We start from the raw sequence: 17,356 nt of genomic DNA, 5'->3' as shown, positions 1-17,356 counted from the left end.
GGGATAATTCATTTTACGCGATGGAAAGTCGCTCATACAGTTTCGGTAAGGCAACTGCATGGACGAGGCTCAACCGATGACCGTATCGCGTTTCGCAATCCCGAACGGCATGGCCGCCGCAGCGGCCGGCGTGTCCGCCAACGTCGTGTTCGGCGCGTCGTCGCTGTACTGGCGGCTGCTGGCGAGCATTGCACCGACGACGCTGGTCGGCTATCGCATCTTCATTTCGCTGGCGACGTTGCTGGCCATCCTGTGGCTGACGGGGCGGCTGCGGGCCCTGCGCGGCAAGCTGGCGCCGCGCGTTCTGGCGCTGCATGTCGCCGCATCGTGCCTGGTGGTGGTCAACTGGGGCGTCTTCATCTGGAGTTCGATCCACGGCTACGTCGTCGAGACCGGTCTCGGCTATCTGACGGCGCCGTGCATCTCGATCGCGGCCGGGATCATCGTGTTTCGCGAGAAGGTGGACAAGCTCGTCGGCGGCGCGCTGCTGGTCATCGCGGCCGCGATCGCACTGCTGTTGTGGCGCAGCGGCGAACTGCAGCACTGGCTATACCTGACCGCCGCGATCAGCTGGGGTGGCTATGCCTGCCTGAAGAAGTTCACGCCGCTTGACGCGGTCAGCGGCCTGCTGATGGAGACGGTGTTCCTGTCGGTCGGCTGCGGCCTGGCACTGATGTTCTCGGACCTGACGCTTTCCCTGCCGGCGGATATGTCGAAGCCGCATCTGGCCGCGCTGGCCATGGCCGGGCTGGTGTCGGCGGTTCCGCTGATGTTGTTTTCCTATGCGGCCAACCACCTGTCGCTGTCGATCAGCGGCCTGCTGCAATTCATCCTGCCGACCACGCAGTTCGTCGTGGCGACGTTCGTCTACCGGCAGCCGGTATCGGCCAATACCGTGATCGCACTGGCAATGATCTGGCTGGCGCTGATGGCCATCGCGATCCGGCCGCTGCTGTCGGGACGCCGCCCCGCGAGCGCGGGGCGGCCGTGACGATGCGCTACTTCTGGTATGCCGGCACCACGAAGCCGGCAAAGCGCTGCTGCGTCACGGCCTTGAACGCGGCGGAGCGGTAGGCATCCCGGATTTCGGCAACGAAGGGCTTGTTCAGATCGCTCGTTTTGACGGCCACGAGATTCATGTAGTAGTCGGGGATCTTTTCCAGCGCCAGTGCCGAGGTCAGCTTCAGCCCGGAGGCCAGCGCGAAGTTGCCGTTGACGAAGGCATAGTCGACATCGTCGAGCGAGCGGGGCAGTTGCGCCGCTTCGAGCTGCACCAGCTTGAGCTTGTGCGGATTGCCGGCGATGTCCCGCTCCGATGCACGGACCGCGTCCGTACCGGGCTTCAGCGTGATCCAGCCGATCTGCTGCAGGATCGCGATGGCGCGCGCCAGATTGGTCGGGTCGTTGGGCAGCGAGACGGTCGCGCCCGGCTTCACGTCGCTCAGCGCCTTGTGCTTGCGGCTGTAGATGCCGATCGGTGCCGTCGGCACGTGGATTACCTCGGACAGCTGCAACTTGCGGTCGGCCGAAAAGGTCTTCAGATAGACCGAGTGCTGGAAGGCATTGGCATCGAGCGCACCGTCCGCCAGCGCCAGGTTTGGCTGCACGTAGTCACTGAATTCGACGATGGTCACCTTGTAGCCTCGGCCTTCCAGGATCGGCTTGATGCCGTAGCGGATCTGGTCGGCATAGGGGCCGGCGGTCGCACCGAAGCGGATTTCCTTCTTGTCAGGGTCCGCGGCACTGACGGACTGCATGGCGCCGGCCGCCAGCAGAAGGGCGGCCAGTATCCGGACTCGGCTTGCGACTCGCATCGAATTCTCCCGTTGGTTCTCGATTCTGTTCTGCGACTGGTTCTGCTGCGGCGCGGTTGCGCCGGGGAACATGCCGGCCCATTGTAGGGACGGGCGAGACGGGAGCGAAGCTGCAAATTGGCATGCGCATATGCGGCGGGCGCATATGCGCAACGAACGGGCTGCGTCGGGGGCGACCTACCGCGCCATCACCTTGTCCGGCGTCATCGGCGTCGTTCGCAGGCGCCTGCCGGTCGCATGGAAGATCGCGTTGCTGATCGCGGCCGCGACGCCGACGATGCCGATCTCGCCGACGCCCTTGGCGCCGATGCGGCTGACGATGCGGTCGTCCTCTTCGATGAAGACGACATCGATATCGCGGATGTCGGCGTTGGCCGCGACGTGGTACTCGGCGATGTCATGGTTCATGAAGCGGCCCAGCGCATGGTCGGCATGCGTTTCCTCGTGCAGCGCCTGGCTGATGCCCCAGACCACGCCGCCGATCACCTGGCTGCGGGCCGTCAGCGGATTGACGATGCGGCCGGCCGCCACCGCGCTGACCACGCGCATCACGCGCACCAGCCCCAGCGCCTCGTCGACGCGTACCTCGCAGAACACGGCCGAATGGACCGCTCGGACGGTCTTCTTCTGTTCCGCAAGATTGGGCACCAGCAGATAGCGCACGCCCAGCTTGTCCTTGCCGTTGGCCGACAGCAGATCGGTCAGCGGCATCGCAGCGGCGGGATCGGCGCGCAGGCAGATCATGCCGTCGCGGAATGCCACCTGTTCGAAGCCGCAGCCGTGGAAGGCGCTGTCGCGCAGTCCTCGGGCCAGGCGCCACAGCTGGCGTCGCAGGCGTTCGCAGGCACCGTCGACGGCCGAGCCGACGGTCGCCACATGCGAGGAGCCGCCCTCGATCGGCGCGAATGGCAATTCCGAATCGCCGAGGCGGAACACCACCCGTTCCAGCGGCAGGCCCATCGCGGAAGCCGCGATCTGCGTCATCGCGGTATAGGTGCCGGTGCCGATGTCGCTGGCCGCGCTGGCGACTTCGAGCATGCCGTCCGCATGCAGCGTCGCACTGGCGCGCGCGGCCATCTGCATCGCGTCCCAGGTTCCCGTGGCCATGCCCCAGCCGACCAGTTCGTGGCCGTCCCGCATCGAGCGCGGCTGCAGCGGGCGCTTGTGCCAGCCGAAGCGCCGGGCGCCCTCGTCATAGCATTCACGCAGCGACTTGGTCGAGAAGGGCAGGCCCTTGTTGCCGTCGCGCTCGGCGTAGTTGGCGAGCCGCAGCGCCAGCGGGTCGATGCCGACGGCGTACGACAGCTCGTCCATCGCCACTTCCAGCGCATGCACGCCGTGGGCCGCGCCCGGCGCGCGCATGTCCATCGGTGTGTAGTGGTCCAGATCGACCAGCCGATATTCGAGGCGAACGTTTTCGCTGGCGTAGAGCTGTCCCGACCAGTTCGCGACGACCTCGACGTAGTCCTCATGGCGCGACGTTTCCGCGGCGACCTCGTGGATCACGGCCTTCAGCCGGCCCTCGGTGTCCGCGGCCAGCCGAACGCGCTGCCAGGTTTCCGGACGATGGCCGAAGGTGAACATCTGCTGGCGGGTCAGCACCACGCGCATCGAGCGTTGCAGCTTCAGCGCGCCCATTACCGCCATCAGCAGCGGGTACTGCGGCCGCAGGCCCGAGCCGAAGGCGCCGCCGACGAACTGGTTGCGCACCACCACCTTGCGCTTGGGCAGGCCGAAGACGCGCGACACCATCCACCGGCAGTTCTGCGAGCCCTGGGTCTTGTCGTGGATCAGCAGATGGCCGCGGCTGTCGCGGATCACCGTGCTGGCGTGCATCTCCATCGGGTTGTGGTGCTCGACGCCGGCGTAGTACTCGGCATCGATCTTGACCGGCGCGGCGTCGAAGGCCGCATCGGCGTCGCCTTTCGGCTTCGGTGTTGGCGAATAGCCGGCCTTCAGCGAGGACGGCTCGTGGCTGTGCTGCAAGTTGGCCAGCAAGTTCGTTTCGTGCGGTGTGGCCTCGTACTGGACCTGGACCAGCATCGCGGCGTAGCGCGCCAGTTCGAAGGTCTCCGCCACCACCAGCGCGACCGGCTGGCCGCTGTAGTGAATCTCGTCGTCGTACAGCGGCCGGAACGGCGAGCCGGCCGGGGCCGTCATGTCCTTGTAGAACAGCCGCAGCGAGCGGACCTTGGGACGGTTCTCGTGCGTGATCACGTCGATGACCCCGGGCACCGCCAACGCCTGGCTTGCATCGATCGAAACGATGCGGCCGCGCGCAACGGTGCTGTTGACCACCACGCCGTAGGCGAGATCCGGCGCGGGATGCTCGGCCGCGTAGCGCGCGTGGCCGGTCACCTTGGCAACGCCGTCGATGCGGGGCGTCGGCGTGCCGATCCCCGACTGCCCGGAGCCGGGCAGCGCCACCGGCTGCTGATTCTCGTCGATCGGTTCGAGCACGGTCTTGGTCATGCCAGTGTCTCCTCGCGATAGGCGTCCTGACCGGTGTTGGTCAGAATGCCGGCCGCCGCCATTTCCAGCGCGCGCACGATCGCGCGCTCGGCCAGTGGAATCTTGAAGCCGTTGTTTGGGCCGTTGTTTGGGCCGTTATTCGGGGCATGGTTGGTGCCGCCGTTGCGCGGGCTGTCCGGCCAGCTTTCCGGCAGCGCCGGACCGCCCCAGGCGCGCGCGTCGCGCAGCACGAAGCGGGCCGCCTCGGCGAACGCTTCGGCGTCCGCCGGCTTGCCGACCAGCAGGCCCTCGGCCTCGGTGTCGCGCCAGGGCTTGTGGGCGACGCCGCCCAGTGCGAGCCGGGCGGCGCGGATGCGGCCGTCGGCCTCCAGATCGAGAGCCGCCGCCACCGACACCAGCGCAAAGGCGTACGAGGCGCGCTCGCGCACCTTCAGATAGCAGCTGTGAGCGGCGAAGGCCTCGGCCGGCGGCAGCGACAGATGCGTGATGATCTCGTCGGGCGCCAGCGTGGTATCGATGTCCGGCCGATCGCCCGGCAGGCGATGGAATTCGCCGAACGGAATCTCGCGTGTGCCGCTGACCGATTCGACATGGACCGTCGCGTCCAACGCCGCCAGCGCCACGCACATATCCGATGGGTGGGTCGCAATGCAATGCTCGGTGGCGCCGAGGATCGCGTGCTGGCGGGCCAGCCCGGTCGCGGCCGGACAACCGGTGCCCGGCGCGCGCTTGTTGCACGGCACGCCGGCATCGTAGAAGTAGTAGCAGCGCGTGCGCTGCAGCAGATTGCCGCCGTTGGTCGCCATATTGCGGATCTGCGGCGAGGCTCCGGCCAGGATCGCGGCGCGCAGCAGCGGATAGCGCTCGCGCACCAGCGGATGCTCGGCGGTGTCCGCGTTGCGGGCCATCGCGCCAAGATGCAGGCTGCCGTCGGGCTGTTCCTCGATCTCGGCCAGCGGCAGCAGGCCCAGGTCGACCAGCGTGACGGGGCGCATCACGTCGACCTTCATCAGATCGACCAGATTGGTGCCGCCCGCCAGGCAGCGTGCGGACGCATTGCCCGATGCGCGCTCGGCGGCCTCATGGATCAGTGCAAGCGCCACCGGCATGGTGTCGGCGCGTTCATAGCGGAACGGGTTCATGGCGTCTGCTCCGTTGTTGCCGATGACGGCGTTGCGCCGGCAGGAATCGCGGCGGTTTCGTCTGCGTTTTCCGTTTGGCGTGCGCCTTCGTCCCGTGCGCGGCCGTTCAGCACGACCCGGGACACCGCCTCGACGATCTGCGGATACGCGCCGCAGCGGCACAGATTGCCGCTCATCCGCTCGCGAATCTCCGGCACGTTGCGCGGCGGGGTTTCGTTCATCAAGCCAGCCGCCGAGCACAGTTGTCCTGGCGTGCAATAGCCGCACTGGAAGGCATCGCATTCGATGAAGGCCTGCTGCAGCGGATGCAGCGCATGCCCGTCGGCACCGAGCCGGGCGAGTCCTTCGACGGTCGTGATGTCGGCCTGGTCGTAGGCGACCGCCAGCGCCAGGCAGGCATTGATCCGGCGGCCGTCCGCAAGAATCGTGCAGGCGCCGCACTGGCCATGGTCGCAGCCCTTCTTGGTGCCGGTCAGGTCCAGCTGCTCGCGCAACAGGTCCAGCAGCGTGACCCAGGGCTCGACGTGCAGCGTGTAATCGGCGCCATTGATGCGAAGACGTACCGGCAGCCGCGAGGGCACGGGGCGAGGCTCGTTCCGCGGGGAGCGGGTGATCGGTTTGGGCTCGGGTGCCAGCATGTCGGTCCTCCATGTGTCGCCATCAGGCCCCGACAGATGCGGAGCACCTTGGGCGGCCACGCAAGGGCTGCGCCAATGCGGCAGGAGAGGCGGCAGAAGGCGGCTGGCGCGGCGGCTGGACGCCAAGGCGGCACCAATCCCCGGCAAACGTGTGCCGTGCTACATCCGGGAGCTGCTTTGGCGTGCGGAGGATACGGTGAGGCGATGCAATCTTGACGCGTAGTCGTTGGTAAAAACGTCAGGCATCGCAGCAGGGGTTCGCCAAGGGAAGGGCAGGGTACGGGGATGGCGGCGAGCCATCAATCGATCCAACGCGCGCCGCCCGTTCGACCTCACTTCAACTGCTGGATCCGGATCATGTTGCCGGCCGGATCGCGCACGCCGAAATCGCGCACGCCGTAAGGCTGGTCGGTCGGCTCCTGCACGATCTCCGCGTCGCGCTCCTGAAGGCGCTGGAACACGGCATCCAGGTCCCTGGCACCGAGCAGCAGCATTGCGAAGGTTCCCTTGGCCATCATCTCGGCGACGGTTCGCTTCTCGTCGTCGGTGACGCCCGGCGTGGCATTGGGCGGGTACAGCACGATCGAGGTGTCGGGCTTGCCCTTCGGGCCGACGGTGATCCAGCGATAGCCGCCGAAGGCAACGTCCTTGCGCACCTCGAAGTCCAGGGCGTCGCGATAGAAGGCCAGCGAGACCTCCGGGTCGGTGTGGGGCAGGAAGGTCGAGTGGATGGTGATGTCCAAGATCAGGCTCCATGGTGTTTGAGGACAGGCGTCGGCCGCGCCGTCGCGGCGTGGGCTCGAAGCCATGTGAGCCAGTCTAGACGGGCTCTTTTTCCGGTGCTTCTCGATTCCTGATCGGTCGCGTGACCTGCCTGGCGACGCAGGCGGGAATGCCCTCGGCCTGGCCGGCGCAGTCGCGCCGGTAAACGCTCGGGGAGACGCCGACCAGTTCGCTGAACCGCGTGCTGAACGTGCCCAGCGACGCGCATCCGACCTCGAAGCAGACCTCGGTCACGCTCAGGTCGCCGCGGCGCAGCAGCGCCATCGCGCGCTCGATGCGCCGGGTCATCAGGTAGGAGTAGACGGATTCGCCGTACGCCAGTCGGAATTGGCGGCTCAGATGGCCGGCCGACATGTGGACGCTCCGGGCGAGTGCCTCGACGTCGAGCGGCTTGGCGTAGTCGCGGTCGATGCGGTCGCGGACGCGGCGCAGGCGGGCCAGGTCTCGTAGCGTGGTGTCGGGGGCGGCGGCGGGCATCGCGGTATCGTGCCATGCGCAAAGTCCGGACTCAACCTCGGGGCGGGGCCTACCCGATTGGCATGGGGAAGCCGATCGCCCACACTGCGGTCGTGAACCGGACTGGAGTCGGACATGGCCAAGACCGCTGCCCTCGGATCGCTGCACCGCCGTCTGAGCCTGTCGCTCGGCGGCCTGGCGCTCCTTGTCGGACTTCTGGGGGCGCTGGGCGCGTGGATCGTGGTCCGTCAGCTCGCCAGCGAGTTCAACGAGGATCTGCGGCACGCCGCCGCCGCGATCCGCGCAGCACCACCGGTCATGCCGGCGCCGTCCCACGGCAAGCCCCCGCCGGCCCCGCCTGTGCTGGTGCAGACCTGGGGGCCGGAGGACGGCGTCCGTCCTGGCCACAGCAGCGCCCCGTGGGTGCTGCTGCCGCGGATGCAGCTCGGCTTCTCCGACGTGGAAGCCGGCGGACTCGTTTGGGACGTGTTCGCGATGCAGGCCGGCGATGCCTACATGCAGATTGCCCAACAGCGAGCGGTCCGCGCGGCCAATGCGCGACGGGTGGCGGCGTGGGCCGCGATTCCCGTCGTGGTGTTGCTGCCGGTGCTGGTATGGGCGATCCGTGTCAGCGTCAGGCAGGCGCTGCGGCCATTGAGCGTGATCGGCGAGCGCGTCGCGCAGGCCGACCTCAATCATCTGGAGCCCGTCGATACCGGCACCGCGCCGGAGGAACTGCGCCCCTTCCTGGAATCGGTCAACCGGATGATGGTCCGGCTGTCCGGGCTGATCAATACGGAGCGCAGCTTTATCGCGAACGCCGCGCATGAATTGCGCTCGCCGCTGACCGCCCTCCAGCTGCAGGTCGAGAACCTGATGCAGGCGCCGCGCGACAACATCGACCAGCAACTCGAAGAACTGCGCCGCGGCATCCGGCGTACGGGAACGCTGATTACCAGATTGCTCGAACTGGCTCGCGCGGAAATCGGCACGCCGCGCGCGCTGGATAACGTGGCGGTGGCCGCTGTCGTCACCGATGTCGTGACCGACCTGCTGCCGCTTGCCATCGACCGCGGCGTCGACCTGGGCGTGGAGCGGCTGGACGACGTGCGGCTTGCCGCCACGGAGACGGATCTGCGTATGCTGATCAAGAACCTTGCGGACAATGCCATCCGGTATGGCGGCCGGGGAGGGCGGGTAGACCTGAGCGTGCGCCGCGACGAAGGCGGTGGCGGTGGCGGGGACAATGTCGTGATCGAAGTGGCCGACACCGGGCCGGGCATTCCCGAGGCCGCTCGCCTGCGGGTCTTCGAGCGCTTCTACCGCGGCGGCGCGACCGACGAAGAGGGCAGTGGACTCGGACTCGCCATCGTGCAGACGATTGCAGCGAACCTGGGCGGCCGCGTCGAACTGACGGGGCGCGCGGATGGCGGGCCGGGACTTGTGGCGAGGGTGGTATTGCCGCTGCGAACCGCACCGCCCGCCGCCAACCCGGCCACGGCAGCCACCGCCTGATATTGAACACGTATCGCCGGCCTTCCATGGGCCGGATGTGCGATGAAACGGGCCGCGCCGAATTTGTGCGGCCCGAATTCGTTCAGCCAGCAGAAAAGACGCTATGCCGGTAGAAGACCAGCGTTTCGATAACTGTCGACCAACATGTCGTACACAGCAATGTCGGCATGGCTTCTTGCAAAGAGTTGAGCGCCCGCGATGGCGGCAAAGATCGCGCGTGCCCGCTGGCCGCTCTGAGCCGGATCGACTACGGCCGCAGCCGACAACACCTTGCTCAGCCAGGCAATATTCACGTCTTGAAAGGCCTTGACTTCGGCCTTCACCACTTCCGGCAGATCATCCGTTTCCGCGGCCATGAAGCTGCATAGGCAAATGCGATTGCCGCTTTCGAGCGCCTTGCGAAACAACTCGGGATAGCGATGCAGGCTTGATAGCGGATCCGGCGATCTGGCGAGCAGTTCTTCAAGAGCGTCCGCTGTGCCTTGCCAATAACGCCGCGCTACGGCCGCGCCAAGATCGGCCTTGCTATCGAAATGGTGGTAGATGCTGGCGGCCTTGATGCCCACCGCCTCCGCGAGATCACGAAAATTCAAGCCGCCGTAGCCGTGCGCCTGCGCGATGCGAGTGGCCGCGGCCAGGATTCGCTCCCTGGAGCCGGAGCCGGAGCCGGAGCCGGAGGCGGGGCCAGGGGTCTCGCTCGCGCTCGTGTGCTTTGTCATCGTTTGTGCCTCTCGGACCACAATCAGTTCTTGACGTGCCGCATTGTACCTTCTATCTTCGACCCTAACGATCGTTAGGTAGATAGACTGCGGAGGTCAACGCGCCCTCCATCGGACCCGCCATTCACTTTGGAGAACGGCAATCGTGACTTCCCATTCCAACAGCATCACTGCCACAACGATATCCCCGATGCGGATCTACGATTTCCCGACCGGGCCTTATCCAACGCGCGTTCGCATTGCCTTGGCCGAAAAGAACCTTCAGTCGCGCGTCGAATTCGTGATGGTCGATCTTTACCAGGGCGAGCACAAAAGGCCGGAGTTCATTGCCACCAGGAATTACTCGGGCACACTGCCGGTGCTCGAGCTCGGCGATGGCACGTGCATTGCGGAATGTACGGCCATCACCGAATATCTGGACGCAGTCGATGGCCAACCGACTCTGACCGGCCGGACGGCGCGCGAAAAAGGCATCATCCACATGATGAACAAGCGCGCCGAACTGGAATTGCTTGATGCCATCAGTGTCTACTTCCATCACGGCACCCCAGGGTTGGGGCCGGATGTCGAAATCTATCAAAACGCGGAATGGGGCTTGCGCCAGCGCGACAAGGCAGTGAGGGGCATGCACTATTTCGACTCGGTCCTCAAACGGCAGCCGTATGTCGCTGGCGAGGCCTTTTCGATGGCGGATATCGCGGTGATCGGCGGATTGATCTTTGCCGCACTGGTCAAGCTGCCGGTGCCTGCGGAGTGCGAGGCGCTGCGAGCCTGGTACGCGAGAATGCTGCAACGCCCGACGGTCGGCAGCCAGCCGGTGTTCTCGGCGCTGTCCCGCGCATCGGCTTGAAGATCGCAGCCGTGATGGTGGAGCGCTGGCCTCGCTCCTGTCGCGAGAGTGTGCGACAGTGGCAGGGCCCGACAAGGGCCCGACAACGGCATCCGCTCGATCCGCTAGACCGGCCCACCAATGTGGACAGCGGCCGCTGCGCGAGCGCGGCGTCCGATGACGGATTCTTGACGCTTCAGGAGACACGACATGCTCAGCAAGAACACGATCTGCTTGTGGTACGACAACGACGCGCTCGATGCCGCCACCTTCTATGCCCAGACTTTTCCCGACAGCGCGGTCGGCGCCATCCACAAGGCGCCAGGCGATTATCCGTCCGGGAAGGAGGGCGATGTCCTGATGGTCGAATTCACGGTGATCGGCATTCCTTGCATCGGATTGAACGGAGGCCCGCAGGTCAAACACAACGAGGCCTTCTCGTTCCTGATTTCTACCGACGACCAGGCCGAAACCGATCGCCTGTGGAACGCGATCGTCAGCAATGGCGGACAGGAAATCGAATGCGGGTGGTGCAGGGACCGGTGGGGATTGTCATGGCAAATCAGTCCGCGTGCCCTGACTGACGCGATCACCGGTCCGGATCGCGCGGCGGCCAAGCGCGTATTCGACGCGATGATGACGATGAAGAAGATCGACATCGCAGCGATCGAGGCGGCACGGCTCGGTGGACAAGGCGCTTGATGCAGCAGGCCTGACTCTCGTTGCGATAGCGCCCGTTCAAGTCTTGTGACCATGCCGACCGAAGACATCTCGCCAGTCACCGAACCGATTGCCAGGCTGTCCGGTAATGAGCCATTTTTCATTGTCTTCAATGGCGGCTCCGGCAGTGGCGACGCGATGGAGACGCGCGCGGCGATCGAGAAGCGACTGAGCGAAGCAGGACGCGCCCATACTATCTTCACGGTGGACCGGCCCAGGCAATTGCCACGGATCGCCGAGATGGCGGTCGAACGTGCGAGACAAGCCAACGGCATCGTCGTCGCCGCGGGCGGCGACGGCACCTTGAATGCGGTGGCCGCAGCCGTGTTGCCGACGGGGCTGCCTTTCGGCATCCTGCCCCGCGGCACGTTCAATTACTTCGGCCGCACCTACGGCATCTCTCGGGAAACCGACGAGGCCTTGGCAAGCTTGCTGGACGCCCGCATCGAACCGGTACAGGTCGGCCTGCTCGACGGACGGCCATTCCTGGTCAATGCCAGTCTGGGGCTGTATCCGCAACTGCTGGAAGACCGCGAGGTCTACAAGAAGATGCTCGGCCGGCGGCGCTGGGTCGCGCTGCTGTCGGCGCTGGTCACACTGGCGCGTGCGCCGGCGCAGCTCACGCTGGACCTGCTGTCCCATGGGGAGCACCAGGTAATGCGAACGCCGACGCTGGTGGTCGGCAACAACAGCTTGCAGCTGGAGCAGGTCGGCATACCGGAAGTCGCGCATCTGGAAGACAACCGCCTGGTCGCCATGATCGCAAAGCCGGTCGGCACGCTCGCGCTGTATGGATTGTTGCTGATGGGCGCAATCGGCCGGCTGGGCGATACTTCAAGGGTCATCAGCTTCAGCTTTGAAACGTTGACGGTGCGCGTGCGCGGGCGGCGGCGCATCAAGGTCGCGATGGACGGCGAGATCCACTGGGCCCGCACGCCGTTGCACTTTTCGGTATCGCCGAAGCGCTTGCAGCTGCTGATCCCACGAGACCAAAGCCGCCTGGACCGTTCATGACAGTCAGCCGCGTCTTGCACCTGTCCGACACGCACTTCGGTACCGAGCAGACGCTGGTCGTCGAGGCCGTGCTGGAGTTGGCGGACAGCATGAAGCCGGATGTCGTGGTTCTGTCGGGCGATATCACGCAGCGAGCGAGAAGGGGACAATTTGCTGCGGCACGGGCCTTTATCTCGAAACTGAGTCGGCCGACCTTGGTGATACCGGGCAACCACGATATTCCGCTATTCAATGTCGCGGCTCGGATCCTGGATCCATATGGAGGCTACCGGCGCGCGATAGGCATGGACCTCGAACCGGTCTTCAGCAATGACGGTGTGCTTGCAATCGGCGTGAACACCACCAGGCCGTCACGACACAAGAATGGCGAAATCTCGCGCGAACAGGTCGACCGCGTGTGCGCGCAGTTGCGCCAAGCTCAGCCTCACCAACTGCGCATCGTCGTCGTGCATCAACCGGTGCGAGCGGTCGTCGCGTCGGATACGCGAAATCTGTTGATCGGGCGCGAAGCGGCCGTACCTGCGTGGGTCGATGCCGGCGTGGATATCGTGCTCGGCGGCCATATCCACCTTCCGTATGTGGCGCCGCTGCCGGCCCACTCCACGCGTCGCGCCTGGGCGGTACAGGCTGGCACCGCGGTCTCGCACCGGGTGCGCGGCTCCATTCCCAATTCCGTCAATCTCATCGAACATCGATTCGAAGACGGGCAAGTCAGCTGCCGGGTTCAGCGCTGGGATTACGACCGCAGCGGCAGAGCGTTTGTCGCCGTGAACAGCACCAGTCTGGAATTGAGCCGATAACGAATCCGCGAAAGGAGAGGACAGACTTTCGCGTGGCCGAAGTGCCGGTTCGCCAGTGTCGAATTCCGCTACGGTCGCGCACCATCTATGTTGTTAGCTCGTGGCGCAACTTCCGCCCCGATGCACTGGTTCCGGTCGTCGCGCACGCAGCCGGAGCAATCGAGCGCCGAAGGGTTCAATCGGGGAGACAGGCATCATGCCAAGACAACCATCGCACGAACTCACGCCGCGCCGTCGCGCCGTGCTTGTCACCGTGCTGGCAGTGGGGCTGCTGACCAGCGCCATGACGCCCGTGCGCGCCGACACCTGGCCTGCGCGTCCGATCCAGCTGCTGATACCCTATCCGCCGGGCGGCAGCGCCGATCTGCTGGCACGTCCGGTCGCCGCCAGATTGCAGGAGCGTCTGGGACAGCCCGTCGTTCTGGAATATCGTCCGGGTGCCGGCGGCACCATCGCGACCCAGGCGCTGGCGCGCGCGAAAGCGGATGGTCACACGCTGATCATGGTGCTGGCCGCGCACGCCATCAACGCCAGTCTGTATCCCAAGCTGCCTTACGACACGCGCAAGGACTTTGCGCCAGTGTCGCTGGTCGCCAATCTGCCGCTGATCGTGGCGGGCAGTTCCTCCCTGCGCGCCAATACCATCGGCGAGCTGATCGCCGAGGCAAAGGCGGCGCCGGGGAAACTGACGTTCGGGTCGGCCGGCAACGGCAATACCGGCCACCTCGCCGGCGAGCTGTTCAATTCGATGACCGGCGTCAAGATGACCCATGTCCCCTACAAAGGCAGCGCCCAGGTCGTGACCGCCATGCTGGCCGGAGAGGTGCAGTTGACCTTCGACAGTATTTCGACTTCGATGCCGCACATACGCAGCGGCAAGCTCCGGGCGCTCGCCGTGACGAGCGGCAAGCGCGCATCGCTGGCCCCGGAGGTGCCGACGCTCGCCGAGGCCGGCGTGCCCGGCTTCGACATCAACGGCTGGTACGCGATACTGGCCCCGGCCGGCACGCCAACCGCGGTGGTCGACAAGCTCAGCAAGGAAATCGCCATCGTGATCGCCGAGCCCCAACTGAAGAAACAATTGGCCGCAAATGGCTATGAACCAGTTGGCTCGACCCCGGCCGCGCTCGGTGCGCATATCGACGCCGAAATCAACCGCTGGAGCAAGGTGGTCAAGGAGTCCGGCGCGCGGTTGGAGTAGGGGGCTCGGCCGGCGCCGCGGACCTGTACTGGTTCATGCTTTTCCGATACACGATATAGACTGGTCTGTCGTCGCTCCCGCGCTCCATGACGTGCGCCGGACGGCCTGACAGGTCAATTCAACATCGGAGGAAGACATGGCCAAGGGTTATTGGGTCGCGATGGTTGATGTTGCGGATATGGAAAGCTATCAGCAATACATCGCCGCCAATAAAACGGTATTCGAAAAATTCGGCGCCCGTTTCCTGGTCCGCAATGGTCAAAAGACCGTCGTCGAGGGCCACCCGCGATCGCGCGTGGTCGTGCTCGAGTTCGACAGCTACCAGCGCGCGCTGGAGTGCTACCAGTCGCCGGACTATCAGGCATTGATCGCGCTGCGAGCACCGTATTCGCAGGCGGATCTGGTGGTCATCGAGGGCTACGAATAGCATCAGTGCGATATGATTTGCGCTTGTCCCGCAGTGCTGCATAGCCATTGATGTTCGCGTCCACCTTCATTTTCCGTGCAGGCCAGTACGATGCGGAATTTCATCGCCTGGATCAGCAAATTGCCGAGGTGGCCCGATCCATTCCGGGATATCTCGGGGAAGAGACCTGGGAAAACAGCGCCGCGGGGCTGATCCAGAATGTCTACTACTGGGACACCGAAGAAGCGCTGCTCGAGCTGATTCGACATCCCGCGCACATCGAAGCGAAGGCCAAACAGGCACGCTGGCTCGACGGCTATCGCGTGGTGATCGCCGAAATCAAGCGACAGTACGGGGACGGCAAGCTGAGCGGGCCGGTGGGCTAGCGCTACGGCGGATCTTTCCGACTCCACGATCACAGCGCGGCCTGCAGGCTCAAGTCCAAGCTTTCGGCGGCCGATAAGAAGAGAGCCGGGACACCGGCATCTCGTTCCTCGATCCGCCAAGAGCAATAACAATGAGCACAATCGAACCTGTTTTGCCCGCCGTGACCTTCGGAATCCCCGTGCAGCGCGACGCTACGAGCGCGGAGGCGTCCACCGATTCGCCGGACACCGTCAGCGCCACGGCGAGCAACTCCCGCAGCGAGAACGGCGCCCGTCAGAACTCCGTGAACGGCGTCAACGTTCGCATATCCGGTCCCGGACAAAGCCTGGCGCAACGCAGCGCGGCCGCATCCGGCAATCAGGACATCGAGGAAAGCGGCCTTCCTGAAACCATTCAGGACCTGCTGAAACGCATTCGTGAGCTGCGTAAGCAGTTGCAGGAGAAGCAGCAGGAGCTGCAGGCGCTGATGGCCGACCAGAGTATGACGCCACAACAGCGACAGTTGCGCCAACAGGCGCTGCAGTCCGAGCTGGCCTCGATCAACGGCGCACTGACCGAAGCACTCGGCATGTTGAATCGGACCCTGCGAGAGAGCAAAACCCCGCCGGAACAGATGCAGAAGGCCGCGACCCTGGCCATGCTGTGATGGGTCGTTGCGGCGTGCGTTGGATTCAGGAGCGGCCGGCAATCGATATAGAAGGCCCGACGGTGCGGCCCCGTGGTGTTCGGGAGTGGGTATTTTCGGTATCCGGAAAGCGCAAACTGCGACGTGACTAAAACAGCACTTCAAATTTATTGCCGATAATACTTCTTATGTTAAGTTGGCGGCGGCCGCATCGTCTCTGTCCCCGCTGGCGCTTGTCGGCCCTCGCCATTACCTGTACTCCCAGCGCGCAGGCGGCAGACTGTCCCGCTGTTGGACGCCAAGATAAGCTGTTCATCAAATTAGTCAAAGTGCCACGTTTTGTCTGGAATCTTGGACAAATGCCAGCCTTCACTGATACGACATCTCTCTTGGAACGTCACCTGCTCCTGCAGCTCGGAGACCGCATCAAGCGGCTACGGAAGGCGCAAGGCCTCAGCACGGTCGAAATGGCAAAGCGCGTGGGCATCTCTCGTACAACTCTCGCTGCAGTCGAGGCCGGCGACCCGGCGCCTTCCGTGGGGACATATCTGCGCGTTATGTCGGTCCCTCGGAGTGGCGGTCGACCTCGCCCTGCTGGTCAGCGATACGTTCCAGCCGGCGCCGGTGGGATTCTGCCGCGGCGTCCTCCCGGCGCGCTGCGCCACAGGTCGAGGTACGGGTCAGAACGGATCTCAGCCGCCATCAGGCGCAGGACCTGCAGAGTTTGGCGCTACACAGAGAGGCAGTTCGACTGATCGAGGCCGATCCTGCCCTACTGTTCCGGGCACAGGAAGGACCTCGAGCACATCATCCGGGCTGCGGCCGAAATAACGAACCTGAGCGCAGTGGCACCGTCAGGTGGTAGACAGTCCCATGCGTCCAGAAAGGGCTTTCGTCATCTCGCCAATAAGGGCGCTTCGGTGCGCAAACGTTTTCTTGGCGCCGTCCAGCCGCTTACAGCTTCCCTGCCCGGCGTGCCGACGTCCGCGACAACGCCGCCCAGTCCAGATGGCCTTCATCGTGCGCGAGGCTTTCGATGTGGGCGTCACGCAATGCGCTTGCCAACGGCAGCGGTACGTTGACTTGCTCGGCAGCCGCCAACGCAAGACGTATGTCCTTGAGGCCAAGTGCCAGCTTGAACCCGGCCGGCTCGAAGCGCTCCTCGGCGATCGCCTTACCGTAGCCCTTGTAGACCGGCGCGGCGAACGCCGTCGACGTGACCAGTTCAAGAAAATCGGCCTTGTCCACGCCATGTCCCTGCGCCAGCGCGACCGCCTCGCCCATGGTGCCGATCGCGCTGCCGATCATGAAATTCACCGCCAGCTTGGCGGCATTGGCCTGCTCGGGCCGCTCGCCCAGGTACCAGGTCTTTTGGCCCAGCACGTCGAACAGCGGTTGCACTGCCGCTACTGTCGCGGCAGCGCCGGCAGCCAGGATATTGAGTTCGCCCGCTTCGGCGACATTCACGCGGCCGAGCACTGGTGCGGCGACGTATCCAACGCCTTGCTCGCGGTGTAGCGCTGCCAGTTCGGCGGCCAGGGCGACCGATACCGTGGCCATGTTGACGTGGATTGCGCCGGGCTTGAGGGCGGCCAGCGTTCCCGCCTCGAGCACGGCGGCGCGTGTGGCAGCGTCGTCGGCCAGCATCGAGATCACGACATCGGCATCGGCGGCGGCTTCCCGCGGTGTGGCGGCGCTTTGCGCGCCGAACTCCGCCAACTTCGTCATCGGTGCTGGCGAGCGGTTCCAGCCCCGCACCGCGTGGCCTGCCTTGACCAGATTGACTGCCATCGGCAGGCCCATCGTGCCGAGGCCGAGAAATGCGACTTTCATAT

At 65.1% G+C, this 17,356-nt stretch carries 18 protein-coding genes and 1 pseudogene; 11 read left to right on the top strand and 8 right to left on the bottom strand.

Annotated features, from left to right (window positions below):
- Nucleotides 1-58: 58 nt before the first annotated feature.
- Complete coding sequence (locus tag B551_RS13850; RefSeq protein WP_231906376.1) at nt 59-991, top strand: EamA family transporter; 933 nt, start codon at nt 59-61, stop codon at nt 989-991.
- Nucleotides 992-998: 7 nt separating this feature from the next.
- Here the strand turns inward: B551_RS13850 and B551_RS13845 are convergent, their stop codons facing one another.
- The 6 genes from B551_RS13845 to B551_RS13820 all read right to left on the bottom strand — a co-directional run bounded on the left by B551_RS13845 (nt 999) and on the right by B551_RS13820 (nt 7,326).
- Nucleotides 999-1,814 carry a MetQ/NlpA family ABC transporter substrate-binding protein gene (locus tag B551_RS13845; RefSeq protein ID WP_043439612.1) on the bottom strand — a complete coding sequence of 272 codons (816 nt, stop codon included), beginning with the start codon at nt 1,812-1,814 and terminating at the stop codon, nt 999-1,001.
- Nucleotides 1,815-1,991: 177 nt separating this feature from the next.
- Nucleotides 1,992-4,286: a xanthine dehydrogenase family protein molybdopterin-binding subunit gene (locus B551_RS13840; RefSeq protein ID WP_023264329.1), complete on the bottom strand. Its 2,295-nt coding sequence runs from the start codon at nt 4,284-4,286 to the stop codon at nt 1,992-1,994.
- The gene (locus B551_RS13835; protein WP_023264328.1) at nt 4,283-5,428 is read right to left on the bottom strand and encodes a xanthine dehydrogenase family protein subunit M; all 1,146 of its coding nucleotides are present in this window, start codon (nt 5,426-5,428) and stop codon (nt 4,283-4,285) included. The genes B551_RS13840 and B551_RS13835 overlap by 4 nt, the downstream gene beginning before the upstream one ends.
- Nucleotides 5,425-6,066 (bottom strand): (2Fe-2S)-binding protein, encoded by a 642-nt coding sequence (locus B551_RS13830; RefSeq protein WP_083492600.1) that lies wholly within the window; start codon nt 6,064-6,066, stop codon nt 5,425-5,427. The genes B551_RS13835 and B551_RS13830 overlap by 4 nt, the downstream gene beginning before the upstream one ends.
- Before the next feature lie 332 nt (nt 6,067-6,398).
- Nucleotides 6,399-6,809 (bottom strand): VOC family protein, encoded by a 411-nt coding sequence (locus B551_RS13825; protein ID WP_006575701.1) that lies wholly within the window; start codon nt 6,807-6,809, stop codon nt 6,399-6,401.
- Nucleotides 6,810-6,885: 76 nt separating this feature from the next.
- The gene (locus tag B551_RS13820; protein WP_006575700.1) at nt 6,886-7,326 is read right to left on the bottom strand and encodes a helix-turn-helix transcriptional regulator; all 441 of its coding nucleotides are present in this window, start codon (nt 7,324-7,326) and stop codon (nt 6,886-6,888) included.
- 114 nt (nt 7,327-7,440) lie between these two features.
- Here B551_RS13820 and B551_RS13815 point away from each other — a divergent pair, with 114 nt between their 5' ends.
- Nucleotides 7,441-8,820: a HAMP domain-containing sensor histidine kinase gene (locus B551_RS13815; protein ID WP_006575699.1), complete on the top strand. Its 1,380-nt coding sequence runs from the start codon at nt 7,441-7,443 to the stop codon at nt 8,818-8,820.
- Nucleotides 8,821-8,921: 101 nt separating this feature from the next.
- Here B551_RS13815 and B551_RS13810 read toward each other — a convergent pair whose 3' ends face one another.
- A complete protein-coding gene (locus B551_RS13810) occupies nt 8,922-9,539 on the bottom strand; it encodes a TetR/AcrR family transcriptional regulator (RefSeq protein WP_006575698.1) in 618 nt (205 codons plus the stop codon).
- A 190-nt stretch (nt 9,540-9,729) separates the two neighbouring features.
- Between B551_RS13810 and B551_RS13805 the strand changes: the two genes are divergently transcribed.
- The 9 genes and pseudogenes from B551_RS13805 to B551_RS27095 all read left to right on the top strand — a co-directional run.
- Nucleotides 9,730-10,389: a glutathione S-transferase gene (locus B551_RS13805; protein WP_006575697.1), complete on the top strand. Its 660-nt coding sequence runs from the start codon at nt 9,730-9,732 to the stop codon at nt 10,387-10,389.
- A 189-nt stretch (nt 10,390-10,578) separates the two neighbouring features.
- Nucleotides 10,579-11,070, top strand: coding sequence for a VOC family protein (locus B551_RS13800; RefSeq protein WP_006575696.1), 492 nt, complete (start codon nt 10,579-10,581; stop codon nt 11,068-11,070).
- A gap of 51 nt (nt 11,071-11,121) precedes the next feature.
- Nucleotides 11,122-12,102 (top strand): diacylglycerol kinase family protein, encoded by a 981-nt coding sequence (locus tag B551_RS13795; protein ID WP_006575695.1) that lies wholly within the window; start codon nt 11,122-11,124, stop codon nt 12,100-12,102.
- Nucleotides 12,099-12,902 carry a metallophosphoesterase gene (locus tag B551_RS13790; protein ID WP_006575694.1) on the top strand — a complete coding sequence of 268 codons (804 nt, stop codon included), beginning with the start codon at nt 12,099-12,101 and terminating at the stop codon, nt 12,900-12,902. The genes B551_RS13795 and B551_RS13790 overlap by 4 nt, the downstream gene beginning before the upstream one ends.
- A 283-nt stretch (nt 12,903-13,185) precedes the next feature.
- Nucleotides 13,186-14,103 carry a tripartite tricarboxylate transporter substrate binding protein gene (locus B551_RS13785; RefSeq protein ID WP_253281359.1) on the top strand — a complete coding sequence of 306 codons (918 nt, stop codon included), beginning with the start codon at nt 13,186-13,188 and terminating at the stop codon, nt 14,101-14,103.
- A 136-nt stretch (nt 14,104-14,239) separates the two neighbouring features.
- Nucleotides 14,240-14,530 carry a DUF1330 domain-containing protein gene (locus tag B551_RS13780; protein WP_006575692.1) on the top strand — a complete coding sequence of 97 codons (291 nt, stop codon included), beginning with the start codon at nt 14,240-14,242 and terminating at the stop codon, nt 14,528-14,530.
- A gap of 50 nt (nt 14,531-14,580) precedes the next feature.
- Nucleotides 14,581-14,895: an antibiotic biosynthesis monooxygenase gene (locus B551_RS13775; protein ID WP_006575691.1), complete on the top strand. Its 315-nt coding sequence runs from the start codon at nt 14,581-14,583 to the stop codon at nt 14,893-14,895.
- A gap of 131 nt (nt 14,896-15,026) precedes the next feature.
- Nucleotides 15,027-15,542 (top strand): DUF1931 family protein, encoded by a 516-nt coding sequence (locus tag B551_RS13770; protein WP_023264327.1) that lies wholly within the window; start codon nt 15,027-15,029, stop codon nt 15,540-15,542.
- 338 nt (nt 15,543-15,880) lie between these two features.
- A pseudogene (locus B551_RS27095) lies at nt 15,881-16,314 on the top strand (helix-turn-helix transcriptional regulator); the annotation flags it as partial.
- Nucleotides 16,315-16,475: 161 nt separating this feature from the next.
- On the opposite strand, the gene B551_RS13760 reads toward B551_RS27095, so the two are convergent.
- Nucleotides 16,476-17,354 (bottom strand): NAD(P)-dependent oxidoreductase, encoded by an 879-nt coding sequence (locus B551_RS13760; RefSeq protein ID WP_006575689.1) that lies wholly within the window; start codon nt 17,352-17,354, stop codon nt 16,476-16,478.
- Between the last annotated feature and the right edge of the window lie 2 nt (nt 17,355-17,356).

The sequence above is a fragment of the Cupriavidus sp. HPC(L) genome (assembly GCF_000307735.3).
GTDB lineage: Bacteria > Pseudomonadota > Gammaproteobacteria > Burkholderiales > Burkholderiaceae > Cupriavidus.
This window is presented reverse-complemented; position numbering and strand designations above follow the sequence as displayed.

What these genes read in the sequence shown, in the direction of transcription:
- B551_RS13770 (WP_023264327.1), top strand. Translation starts at nt 15,027, where the DNA reads ATGAGCACAATCGAACCTGTTTTGCCCGCCGTGACCTTCGGAATCCCC.
- B551_RS13835 (WP_023264328.1), bottom strand. Translation starts at nt 5,428, where the DNA reads ATGAACCCGTTCCGCTATGAACGCGCCGACACCATGCCGGTGGCGCTT.
- B551_RS13780 (WP_006575692.1), top strand. Translation starts at nt 14,240, where the DNA reads ATGGCCAAGGGTTATTGGGTCGCGATGGTTGATGTTGCGGATATGGAA.
- B551_RS13775 (WP_006575691.1), top strand. Translation starts at nt 14,581, where the DNA reads ATGTTCGCGTCCACCTTCATTTTCCGTGCAGGCCAGTACGATGCGGAA.
- B551_RS13850 (WP_231906376.1), top strand. Translation starts at nt 59, where the DNA reads ATGGACGAGGCTCAACCGATGACCGTATCGCGTTTCGCAATCCCGAAC.
- B551_RS13760 (WP_006575689.1), bottom strand. Translation starts at nt 17,354, where the DNA reads ATGAAAGTCGCATTTCTCGGCCTCGGCACGATGGGCCTGCCGATGGCA.
- B551_RS13815 (WP_006575699.1), top strand. Translation starts at nt 7,441, where the DNA reads ATGGCCAAGACCGCTGCCCTCGGATCGCTGCACCGCCGTCTGAGCCTG.
- B551_RS13840 (WP_023264329.1), bottom strand. Translation starts at nt 4,286, where the DNA reads ATGACCAAGACCGTGCTCGAACCGATCGACGAGAATCAGCAGCCGGTG.
- B551_RS13845 (WP_043439612.1), bottom strand. Translation starts at nt 1,814, where the DNA reads ATGCGAGTCGCAAGCCGAGTCCGGATACTGGCCGCCCTTCTGCTGGCG.
- B551_RS13820 (WP_006575700.1), bottom strand. Translation starts at nt 7,326, where the DNA reads ATGCCCGCCGCCGCCCCCGACACCACGCTACGAGACCTGGCCCGCCTG.
- B551_RS13830 (WP_083492600.1), bottom strand. Translation starts at nt 6,066, where the DNA reads ATGCTGGCACCCGAGCCCAAACCGATCACCCGCTCCCCGCGGAACGAG.
- B551_RS13795 (WP_006575695.1), top strand. Translation starts at nt 11,122, where the DNA reads ATGCCGACCGAAGACATCTCGCCAGTCACCGAACCGATTGCCAGGCTG.
- B551_RS13805 (WP_006575697.1), top strand. Translation starts at nt 9,730, where the DNA reads ATGCGGATCTACGATTTCCCGACCGGGCCTTATCCAACGCGCGTTCGC.
- B551_RS13800 (WP_006575696.1), top strand. Translation starts at nt 10,579, where the DNA reads ATGCTCAGCAAGAACACGATCTGCTTGTGGTACGACAACGACGCGCTC.
- B551_RS13790 (WP_006575694.1), top strand. Translation starts at nt 12,099, where the DNA reads ATGACAGTCAGCCGCGTCTTGCACCTGTCCGACACGCACTTCGGTACC.
- B551_RS13810 (WP_006575698.1), bottom strand. Translation starts at nt 9,539, where the DNA reads ATGACAAAGCACACGAGCGCGAGCGAGACCCCTGGCCCCGCCTCCGGC.
- B551_RS13785 (WP_253281359.1), top strand. Translation starts at nt 13,186, where the DNA reads ATGACGCCCGTGCGCGCCGACACCTGGCCTGCGCGTCCGATCCAGCTG.